General features: G+C 71.2%; 9 protein-coding genes. All 9 read right to left on the reverse strand.

The genetic code is table 11. The annotated features are described in order from the left end of the window. Positions 1-241: hypothetical protein (locus IE249_RS16010; RefSeq protein ID WP_189705507.1), on the reverse strand; the 241-nt coding region annotated here is incomplete at its 3' end. Between the two features lie 278 nt (positions 242-519). After that, complete coding sequence (locus IE249_RS16015; protein ID WP_189705508.1) at positions 520-1,296, reverse strand: TIGR03936 family radical SAM-associated protein; 777 nt, start codon at positions 1,294-1,296, stop codon at positions 520-522. Positions 1,297-1,398: 102 nt separating this feature from the next. Next, positions 1,399-3,348 carry a TIGR03960 family B12-binding radical SAM protein gene (locus tag IE249_RS16020; RefSeq protein ID WP_189705509.1) on the reverse strand — a complete coding sequence of 650 codons (1,950 nt, stop codon included), beginning with the start codon at positions 3,346-3,348 and terminating at the stop codon, positions 1,399-1,401. A 40-nt stretch (positions 3,349-3,388) separates the two neighbouring features. Continuing rightward, positions 3,389-4,894, reverse strand: a complete 1,506-nt coding sequence (locus IE249_RS16025) for a CYTH and CHAD domain-containing protein (RefSeq protein ID WP_189705510.1) — start codon at positions 4,892-4,894, stop codon at positions 3,389-3,391. 89 nt (positions 4,895-4,983) lie between these two features. After that, positions 4,984-6,183: a rod shape-determining protein RodA gene (gene rodA / locus IE249_RS16030; protein WP_189705511.1), complete on the reverse strand. Its 1,200-nt coding sequence runs from the start codon at positions 6,181-6,183 to the stop codon at positions 4,984-4,986. Then, positions 6,180-8,447, reverse strand: coding sequence for a penicillin-binding protein 2 (gene mrdA, locus IE249_RS16035; protein WP_189705512.1), 2,268 nt, complete (start codon positions 8,445-8,447; stop codon positions 6,180-6,182). Before mrdA ends, rodA begins: the two co-directional genes overlap by 4 nt. Before the next feature lie 164 nt (positions 8,448-8,611). Beyond that, a complete protein-coding gene (gene mreD, locus IE249_RS16040) occupies positions 8,612-9,292 on the reverse strand; it encodes a rod shape-determining protein MreD (protein WP_189705513.1) in 681 nt (226 codons plus the stop codon). 15 nt (positions 9,293-9,307) lie between these two features. Then, positions 9,308-10,249: a rod shape-determining protein MreC gene (gene mreC, locus IE249_RS16045; protein ID WP_189705514.1), complete on the reverse strand. Its 942-nt coding sequence runs from the start codon at positions 10,247-10,249 to the stop codon at positions 9,308-9,310. 164 nt (positions 10,250-10,413) lie between these two features. After that, the coding region (locus tag IE249_RS37430; RefSeq protein ID WP_229858598.1) for a rod shape-determining protein at positions 10,414-10,685 on the reverse strand (272 nt) is incomplete at its 5' end.

Here is a 10,685-nt window from a genome sequence, read left to right on the forward strand (position 1 = left end):
CGGCCTCACCGGCCCCGGCGGTCTCCTCCGCCTCGGTGTCCTCCACTGCCTCCGGCTCGTCGGCGAGCTCGGCGGCGTCCGCGGGCGGTATGGCCGGCGCGGTGATCTCGGCGGGCGTCTCGGTGGCGGCGGGCGGGCCCGCCGGACGCGAGGCGGCCCTGCGCCGGCGACGCGGCGGCAGGGTGTCGCTGGGGGTGTTCAGTTCTTCGGAACCCTCAGTGGGTTCGGTCGGCTCGAGCATGCGGGCGTATCTCCCGTCAGGCTCCCGGGCGCCGCGCCTGGACCGGTGCCCGATCGCATCGATCGGACGCCGTTGACGTCCGCGGCCGCGCGGTGCGCGTCGGCCGCCGTCCGGGGCGCGGGCGCCGCACGGGAGCTCTCTGTGTCCTGTCTCGCCGGTTCCGTGCGCCTTGTCGCGTACGGCCTGGCGAAAGTCTTGTGGTGGGTGCGCTGCCCGACCCAGGTGGCTCCCGAGTACGAGGGCTGCGCTTCGACGTCCGTCCCTGCGGCGGACCTTCCCTACGCGGGCGCCGTCGCGGCGGCAGTCGCGTCGGCCGGGTGCGGCTCGGTCGCTGCTGCCTCGCGGTCGGGCGCGAGCGGGTCGGTCACCGTGCCGGTCTCCGCATCGAAAAGCCCCTGCGCCAGCCTGGTCACCGCTACGGGGACCGGCGGCGCCAGGTCGGCCACGGCGCGAAGACCGGACAGGACGTCGTCGGGTCGTACGGCAGGCGTCACGTGCCGAACAACCAGCCGCAGTATCGCACAGGGCTGGTCGGTCGGCCCATCAGCCGCCGAACCGTGCGCGTCAGCGCTCTCCAGGGACGCCACCGCGGGGCGGGCGTCGAAGGTGCGCATGCCGTTCTTGGTCAGGCGCTGGACCTCGACGCCACCGGCGCCGTTGAAGGCCGCGACCGCGCGTTCGGCCTCGGCCGGGTCGACGCCGGCCAGCCGCAGCTCCCACACGGAGGCGGTGAGCCGGTCGGCGAGTCCGGGCGTACGGGCCTCGACCGCCTCGACGACGTCGAGCCCGGTGGGCAGCGACTCGTCGAGGAGTACGCGCAGACGCTCCGGGTCGCGGGGCGCGGTGAGCGCGATCTCCAGGTACTCCGCCTCACTGCCCGTGCCGGTGGGTGCGGCATTGGCGTAGGACACCTTCGGGTGCGGGGTGAACCCCGCCGAGTACGCCATGGGCACCTCGGCGCGGCGCAGCGCACGCTCGAAGGCGCGCTGGAAGTCACGGTGGCTGGTGAACCGGAGGCGGCCGCGCTTGGTGTAACGCAGTCGGATGCGCTGCACCGCGGGTGCGGGCGGCGGGCCTTCGGGCTGTCGCTTGCCCAGTGTCGTTCAGTCCTTCGTGAGAGCGGTCCTGCTCCTACCCAGAGTACGGGCCGCTTCGGCTCAGTGGGTGTGCCCGGTGCCGGCCGGCTGCTTCACGGTCAGCGGCAGCAGCTTCTTGCCGGTCGGGCCGATCTGGATGTTGGTGTCCATGGCGGGGCAGACGCCGCAGTCGAAGCAGGGGGTCCAGCGGCAGTCCTCGACCTCGGTCTCGTCGAGGGCGTCCTGCCAGTCCTCCCACAGCCAGTCCTTGTCGAGACCGGAGTCGAGGTGGTCCCAGGGCAGGACCTCCTCGTAGGAGCGCTCGCGGGTGGTGTACCAGTCGACGTCCACGCCGAAGGGGGCCAGCGCCTTGTCGGCGCAGGACATCCATCGGTCGTAGGAGAAGTGCTCGCGCCAGCCGTCGAAGCGGCCGCCGTCGTCGTAGACGGCGCGGATGATGGCGCCGACCCGGCGGTCGCCGCGGGAGAGCAGGCCCTCGACGATGCCCGGCTTGCCGTCGTGGTAGCGGAAGCCGATCGAGCGGCCGTACTTCTTGTCGCCGCGGATCTTGTCGCGCAGCTTCTCCAGGCGGGCGTCCGTCTCCTCCGCGGAGAGCTGCGGGGCCCACTGGAAGGGGGTGTGGGGCTTGGGGACGAAGCCGCCGATGGAGACCGTGCAGCGGATGTCGTTGGAGCCGGAGACCTCGCGGCCCTTGGCGATCACGTGGGTCGCCATGTCGGCGATCTGCAGGACGTCCTCGTCGGTCTCGGTGGGCAGGCCGCACATGAAGTACAGCTTCACCTGGCGCCAGCCGTTGCCGTACGCCGTGGCGACCGTGCGGATCAGGTCGTCCTCGGAGACCATCTTGTTGATGACCTTGCGCATGCGCTCGGAGCCGCCCTCGGGCGCGAAGGTCAGGCCGGAGCGGCGGCCGTTGCGGGTCAGCTCGTTGGCCAGGTCGACGTTGAAGGCGTCGACGCGCGTGGAGGGGAGGGAGAGGCCGATCTTGTCTTCCTCGTAGCGGTCGGCGAGGCCCTTGGCGATGTCGCCGATCTCGCTGTGGTCCGCGGAGGAGAGGGAGAGCAGGCCCACCTCCTCGAAGCCGGTGGCCTTCAGGCCCTTGTCGACCATCTCGCCGATGCCGGTGATCGAACGCTCGCGGACCGGGCGGGTGATCATGCCGGCCTGGCAGAAGCGGCAGCCGCGGGTGCAGCCGCGGAAGATCTCCACCGACATGCGCTCGTGGACCGTCTCCGCCAGCGGCACCAGGGGCTGCTTGGGGTACGGCCACTCGTCCAGGTCCATGACGGTGTGCTTGGACACGCGCCACGGCACGCCCGACCTGTTGGGCACCACGCGGGCGATGCGGCCGTCGGGGAGGTACTCGACGTCGTAGAAGCCCGGGACGTACACCCCGCCGGTCCTGGCCAGGCGGAAGAGGACCTCCTGGCGGCCGCCGGGGCGGCCCTCGGCCTTCCACTCGCGGATGATCCGGGTCATGTCCAGCACGGCCTGCTCGCCGTCGCCGATGACGGCGGCGTCGATGAAGTCGGCGATCGGCTCGGGGTTGAAGGCGGCGTGGCCGCCGGCCAGCACGATCGGGTCCTCGTCCGTGCGGTCCCGCGACTCCAGCGGGATGCCCGCCAGGTCGAGGGCGGTGAGCATGTTGGTGTAGCCGAGCTCGGTGGAGAAGGACAGGCCGAAGACGTCGAAGGCCCGCACGGGGCGGTGGCTGTCCACGGTGAACTGCGGGACGCCGTGCTCCCGCATCAGCGCCTCCAGGTCCGGCCACACGCTGTAGGTGCGCTCGGCGAGGACGCCCTCCCGCTCGTTGAGCACCTCGTAGAGGATCATGACGCCCTGGTTGGGCAGCCCGACCTCGTAGGCGTCCGGGTACATGAGCGCCCAGCGGACGTCGCACTCGTCCCAGTCCTTGACGGTGGAGTTGAGCTCACCGCCGACGTACTGGATCGGCTTCTGCACGTGCGGGAGCAGAGCTTCGAGCTGCGGGAAAACCGACTCGACAGGCATCTCGCGAACCTTCATGAGCTGACAGGGCTGACCATCAAGCCTAACCCGCCCCACGGCCCGATCCGTACGCCCGCTTCCGGAGCTCCGGCAGCCGGGCCTCCGCCCGAGCCGCCCGCTGTTCCTGCCCGCCGTACAGCAGCCCGTAGGTGAAGGTGTCCTCCCCCGCCGCATGCGCCACCGCGGACAGCTCGCGCAGGGTGCGGCGGGCCATGACGCTGTCCTGGTGGTCGCCGAGCAGGGCGGTCAGCGACTTCATGGATCCGGCCAGGGAGCGGGCGGGGGCGCCCAGGGCGGGGGCGGCGGCCTCGGCCGCGTAGCGGGTGCGCTTGGCCTTCTTGCGGGCCTCGTGCAGGGCGAGGTCACGCTCGTGGCCGGGCGGCAGGCTGAGCGCCGCGTCGATCAGGCGGGCGACCTTCTCGCGGTCCTCGCGCACGGCCCGGGCGAGCACCTTCTCCGGCTCGGCGGCGGCCTTCTCGCGCAGCGGGGGGTCGGCCAGGAGGGCGTCCAGGGTGTCGAGCAGGGCCATGTGCCGGCCGGAGTCGAGTACGGCGATGAGGTGGCCGCGGGTGCTGCCGTGCCGGGCCTCGGCCCAGGCGGACAGCCGCTCGGGCACGGGGCCGAGGACCAGTGCGGGCGGGAGTGCGGCGAGGGCGGTGGTGAGCCGCTCGGCCAGGACCTCCTGGTCGCGGTCGGCGCCCAGCTCGCCCGCCAGCCACTTCAGCTCGGCGGCGAGCGGGTCGGTGACCGCGCGGTCGAGGACGGCGCCGAAGGAACGCAGGGTGCTGCGCATACGGCGGGTCGCCACCCGCATCCGGTGGACGGAGTCCGGCAGGTCCCGGCGCACGGCCGGGTCGCAGTCGAGCAGGACCTCGCGCTGCTCGCGCAGATAGGCGAGGACGTGGTCGCCCGCGGTGACGGGCCTGGCCCGCCGGCCGGCCCTGCGGTGGGTGCCGCCGGTCTCCTCCAGCGCCCGGGCGAGCTTGGACGGCGACTTCGACGGCCGCACGCCCGACTCCCGCAGCCGCTTCTCCACCGCGTCCAGGAAGGCGGGGTCGCCTCCGTCGGCCAGTTCCACCTCGATCTCGGTCCACCGGGCGGTTCCGCCGGCCCGGTTGAGCCGTTCGGCGGTGACGGTGTCGGCGCTGGCCTCGGCCAGCAGCCCGCCGTCCGCGTCGAGCAGATGGCGTACGTCGCGCACCGAACGCAGCCGGACCACGGGGACCAGCCGGGCGGAGCGGACCCGGGCGCGGACCAGGGCGGCGATCTCGTCGGGAACAGTGTCGGACAGGGGTGCCCGGACCTCGTCCCGGACTCCGGGCGCGATGGGGAGCTTCAGGTGCCAGCCGGCGTCCGTGCCGCCGGTGCGGCGGCGCAGGGTGAGTCCGGCGGCGGCCAGACGCTCGTCGGCGGTGTCGTAGTAGACGGCGTCGAGTTCGGCGACGCCCTTGTCGAGGACGGCGGCGATCCCGGCGGCGCCGGTCAGTTCGGGAAGGGAGCCGGCGTCGGACTCGTACTTCCGCTCGATCTCGCGCTGGATGGCCGCCATGACCCGAATTTAACGGCCCCGGCGGCGATACGGCAGGGGCCCGAGGTCCCGGACCCTCCGTCTCCGGACCCCGGCCTCCGGCCGGGGTTTCACGCCGACATGGGCCGCTGCACCCGGATCGACTGGAGCAGGCCCACCGCCACCCAGACCACGAACATCGAGGAACCGCCGTAGGACACGAACGGCAGGGGCAGGCCGGTGACCGGCATGATGCCGAGGGTCATGCCGATGTTCTCGAAGGCCTGGAAGGCGAACCAGGCGACGATTCCGGCGGCCACGATCGTGCCGTACAGCTCGGTCGTCTCGCGGGCGATGCGGCAGGCGCGCCACAGCACGACGCCGAGCAGCAGGATGATCAGCCCGGCGCCGACGAAGCCGAGCTCCTCCCCCGCCACCGTGAAGACGAAGTCGGTCTGCTGCTCGGGCACGAACTGGCCGGTGGTCTGGGAGCCGTGGAAGAGGCCCGCGCCGGTCAGGCCGCCGGAGCCGATGGCGATGCGGGCCTGGTTGGTGTTGTAGCCGACGCCCGCCGGGTCGAGGCTGGGGTTGGCGAACGCGGCGAAGCGGTTGATCTGGTACTGGTCCAGGATGTGCAGCTGCCAGACGGCGAGGCAGCCGACGACGCCGACGGCGATCAGGCCGAAGACCCAGCGGTTGGAGGCCCCGGAGGCGAGCAGGACGCCCAGGATGATGGTCAGCAGCACCAGGACCGTGCCGAGGTCGGGCATGAGCAGCACGATCAGGATGGGTACGGCGGCCAGCCCGAGCGCCTGCAGGACCGTGCGGTGGTCGGGGTACGTCCGGTCGCCGGCGTCGACGCGGGTGGCCAGCAGCATGGCCATGCCCAGGATGATCGAGATCTTGACGAACTCGGAGGGCTGGAGGGAGAAGCCGCCGCCGAGCACGATCCAGTTGCGGCTGCCGTTGATGGTGGCGCCCAGCGGGGTGAGCACCAGCAGCACGCCGAACAGGGAGACGCCGTAGAGGATCGGCACGGCGTTGCGCAGGGCGCGGTGGCCGAGCCAGATGGTGCCGATCATCAGGGCGAGCCCGATGCCGGTGTTCATCAGGTGCCGGAGCAGGAAGTAGTACGGGTCGCCCTGGTTGATCTCGGTGCGGTTGCGGGTGGCCGAGAAGACCAGGGCGCAGCCGATGCCCGACAGGGCGAGCGCCGACAGCAGCATCGGCCAGTCCAGCCGGCGGGCCATGGAGTCGCGGGCCAGGAGCCGGGTCCAGCCGGCGCGGCGCGGTCCGTACCCGGAGACGGAGAAGCTGTTCGCGCCGGTCATGCGGTGGTCCTCCGGCCTCGCGTGCCGCGGCGGCGCCTGCGGGTGTTGCGGTTGCCCGTGGTGGGTGTGGGACTGGTGGCGGCGGGTGTCTGGTTGCCGCCCTGGTTGGTGTCGCCCTGCTGGTTGACCTGCTGGGCGACCTTCTCCTGGTCCTTGGCGGGGTCGCCGGTGATCTTCGGGGCGCTGATCGAGCCGTCCGCCTGGATCTTGGGCAGGCTCTTGGTGGGGGTGGGCAGCAGGGCCTTCTTGTTGTCGATGGAGCCGTCGGCCTGGACGCCGTACATGGCGCTGTAGATGTTGCGCACGGCCTCACCGGAGGCGCCCGAGCCCGTACCGGCCTGGGCGATGGTCATGATGACCGAGTAGTCCTTGGTGTAGGTGGCGAGCCAGGAGGTGGTCTGCTTGCCGTAGACCTCCGCCGTACCGGTCTTGGCGTGCAGCGGGATCTTGTCCTGGGGCCAGCCGCCGAACTTCCACGCGGCGGTACCGCGGGTGGCGACGCCGGCGAGGGCCTCGTCCATCATGTTGCGGGTGGCCTTGGTGATGGGCAGCTTGCCGTGCGACTTGGGCTTGATCTCGGTGACGTGCTTGCCGTCGGCGCTGACGACCGCCTTGCCGATGGTCGGGGTGTACATGGTGCCGCCGTTGGAGATCGCGCCGTAGATGACGGCCTCCTGGATCGGCGTGACGAGGGTGTCGCCCTGGCCGATGGAGTAGTTGATCTCGTCGCCCTCGCGCATCTTGTTGCCCTCGAGGCAGTTCTCATAGGCGATCTTCTCGACGTAACTGCCGTTCTTCTTGCCGGACTTGCACCAGGCGTCCTTGTTGGCCTTCCAGTAGTCCTGCTTCCACTGGCGGTCCGGGACGCGGCCGGTGACCTCGCCCGGCAGGTCGACGCCGGTCTCCTTGCCGAGGCCGAACTGGTGGGCGGTCTTGAAGAAGTAGTCCTTGGGCTGGCCCTTCTTGGGGTTGATGCCCCCGTCCTTCTTCCACTCGCTGTCCGCGAGGCCGTAGAAGACGGTGTCGCAGGAGACCTCCAGGGCGCGGCCCAGGGAGATGGGGCCGAAGTTCTCGCCCTCGAAGTTCTTGAAGACCTGGCCGCCGACCGAGTAGGAGCTGGTGCAGGGGTAGTTGCCGTTGAAGTCGTAGCCGGCCTGGACGGCGGCGGCCGTGGAGACCACCTTGAAGGTCGAGCCGGGCGCGGACTGACCCTGTATGGCGCGATTGAGCAGCGGGTAGTCGGAGTCCTTGCCGGTGAGCGCCTTGTAGTCCTTGGCGGAGATGCCGCCGACCCAGACGTTGGGGTCGTAGGTCGGGGCGGAGGCCATGGCGACGATGCGGCCGGTCTTGGCCTCCATCACGACCACGGCGCCGGAGTCGGCCTTGTAGTTCTCGCCGGTGATCTTGTCGAACTGCTGGCGGGCGGCCTTCATGGCCTTGTCCAGTTCGTACTCGGCGACCCGCTGGACGCGGGCGTCGATGCTGGTGACGAGGTTGGAGCCGGGTTCGGCGGCGTCCGACTTGGCCTTGCCGATGACGCGGCCGAGGTTGTCCACCTCGTAGCGGGTGACGCCGGCCTTGCCGCGCAGCTCCTTGTCGTACTGCCGCTCCAGGCCGGAGCGGCCGACCATGTCGGAGCGCAGGAAGGGCGAGTCGGTGTTCTTGGCCTGCTGGATCTCGTCGTCGGTGACCGGGGAGAGATAGCCGAGGACCTGGGCGGTGTTGGACTTGCCGGGGCTCGCGTAGCGCCGGACGGCCTCGGGTTCGGCGGTGATGCCGGGGAAGTCCTCGGCGCGCTCGCGGATCTGCAGGGCCTGGCGGGGGGTGGCCTCGTCGGTGATGGGGATGGGCTGGTACGGCGAGCCGTTCCAGCAGGGCTGCGGGGTCTTGGCGTCGCACAGCCGCACCTTCTGCATGACGTCCTGGGGATCGAGGCCGAGGACGCCGGCGAGCTTGGTGAGGACGGCCTTGCCGTCGTCCTTCTGCTTGAGCAGATCGGTGCGGGAGGCGGAGACGACGAGCCGTGTCTCGTTGTCCGCGAGGGGCACTCCGCGCGCGTCGAGGATCGAGCCGCGCACGGCGGGCTGGACGACCTGCTGGACGTGGTTGCCGGAGGCCTCCTTCTGGTACTCCGCGCCGTTGCGGATCTGGAGGTACCACAGTCGGCCGCCGAGGGTGCCGAGCAGGGAGAGGACGAGGATCTGGATGACGACGAGCCGGGTCTGGACCCGTGGGGTCCGGCCGGTCTCGGGGATGTTGGTCACGGGTGCTGCCTCCCCCTCTCAGTGTGCGGACGTGTGTGCGCGTACGAATGATGAACGACGGGCCTGTGAGCCCCCGTTCCGGCCAGGCTTCCCCGTTCGGGTGAACTTCCCCGTCCCTGGGGCCGCTTGCCCCTGTCCGGCCGCGGCCGCTTGCCCCCGTGCCCTCACAGCCGCTTGACCCCCTTGATGCGTCCGGCGCGGGCGGTGCGGGAGCGGGCGGCCTTCACCTTCAGGCCGCCGAGCGCGCCGCGCTGTCCGCCGATGCGCAGACCGGTGCCGGAGGAGAGCCAGCCGGAGGAGATGTCGGCCTTCTTCGCGGCGGAGCCGGTCTCGGCGAGCGGGTCGTTCTCCGCCCGCCGGGCCAGGGCCATGATCCCGGGGACCACGAAGGGCGCGAGCAGCAGGTCGTACACGGCGGCGCTGATCAGCAGTCCGGGCAGGCCGACATGGCGGGCGGCGGTGTCGCCGACGAGGGCGCCGACGCCCGCGTAGAGCAGGGTGGAGCCGATGGCGGCGGCGACCACCACGGCCATCGGGCCGGTGGCCGACTTGACCTGGCCGGTCTCGGGCTTGATGAGTCCGGCGAGGTAGCCGATGACGCACAGCACGAGGGCGTAGCGGCCGGCGGCGTGGTCGGCGGGCGGGGCGAGGTCGGCGAGCAGTCCGGCGCCGAAGCCGACGAGGCAGCCGCCGACATGGCCGTAGACCATGGCGAGGCCGAGGACGGTGAGCAGCAGCAGGTCGGGGACGGCACCGGGCAGGTGGAGCCGGGAGAGCACGCTGACCTGGATGACGAGGGCGACGACGACCAGCGTGGTGGACAGCAGGATCCGGTTGAGACGCATGGGGACTTCGAGCTCCTACTGCTGCGGCCGGCCGGTGGCGGTGGCGTCGGCGGACGGAGTGACCGTCACGGTCACCGTGGGCGTCGGGGTCGGCTTGGGCTTGGGTGGCAGCACCTCGTCGCGCGGGTCCTTCTTGGGGGCCTGGACGACGACTCCGACGATGTCGAGCTTGGTGAAGCCGACGAAGGGCGTGACGTAGACCGTGCGGGTCAGGTCGCCGCCGGAGGGGTCGACGCGGGAGACGACGCCGACCGGGACGCCGGGCACGAAGGGCTTGTCGGCCTCGGAGCCGAAGGTGACGAGCCGGTCGCCCTTCTTCACGTCCGCCTTGCCGTTGAGGAGCTGGACGCGCAGCGGGCGGTCGCCCTGGCCGGAGGCGAAGCCGAGTTCGTCGCTGCCCTCCATGCGGGTGCCGACGGTGAAGTCCGGGTCGTTGGCGAGCAGCACGGTGGAGGAGTCGGGGCCCACGGTGGTGACACGGCCGACCAGTCCGTCGGCGTTGAGGACGGTCATGTCGCGCTTGATGCCGTCGGCCGCGCCGACGTCGATGGTGATGGTCCAGGAGAAGCCCTGGGCAGCCCCTATGGCGATGACCTCGGCGCCCTTGATGCCGTACTGGCCGTCGCCCGCGAGCTTCAGCATCCGGTCGAGCTGGCCCAGGCGGCTGCGGTTGCGGTCGTCGCTGCCGAGTTTCGCCTTGAGGGCCGCGTTCTCCTTCTCCAGCGCGGCGAGGCGGTCGTGGCGCTCGCCGGAGTCGCGGATCGCGGAGACCGCGTTGCCGACGGGATCCACCGCCGACGACACGCCGTTCTCGATCGGGCCGAAGACGGTGGCGGCGGCCTGCCGGGCACCGTCCACCGGGGAGTTCTTCCCGCCCCGGATGTCCACTGTGATCAGCGCGAACGCGATGGCGATCAGCAGCACCAGGAGCAGCCGGCTCTCTTTCGTGTCCCTCACGTGCGGCGGCCGTGCCCTTCCCTCTAGGAATCGGGTGGCCCCCCGAAGCCGCGAAATGGCGAAACGCAAACCCAAGGGGCCCATTTGTGGGAGCTTATGCCTCTATATCAACGATCCGCCGTACGAGAGGAGATCATCTCGTACGGCGGAATCGAAGAGTTACCTCATCTGCGCGGCTGGGCGTCCAGCACCTGCTGCAGCGCCTCGAACTCCTCGACGCACTTGCCGGAGCCGAGCGCCACGCTGTCCAGCGGGTCCTCGGCGATGTGGATCGGCATGCCGGTCTCGCGGCGCAGCCGCTCGTCCAGACCGCGCAGCAGGGCCCCGCCGCCGGTCAGAACGATTCCCCGGTCCATGATGTCGCCGGACAGCTCCGGCGGGCACTTGTCGAGGGTCGTCTTGACCGCGTCGACGATCGCGTTGACCGGTTCCTCGA

It is taken from the genome of Streptomyces anandii JCM 4720 (assembly GCF_014650655.1).
GTDB classification, from domain to species: domain Bacteria; phylum Actinomycetota; class Actinomycetes; order Streptomycetales; family Streptomycetaceae; genus Streptomyces; species Streptomyces anandii.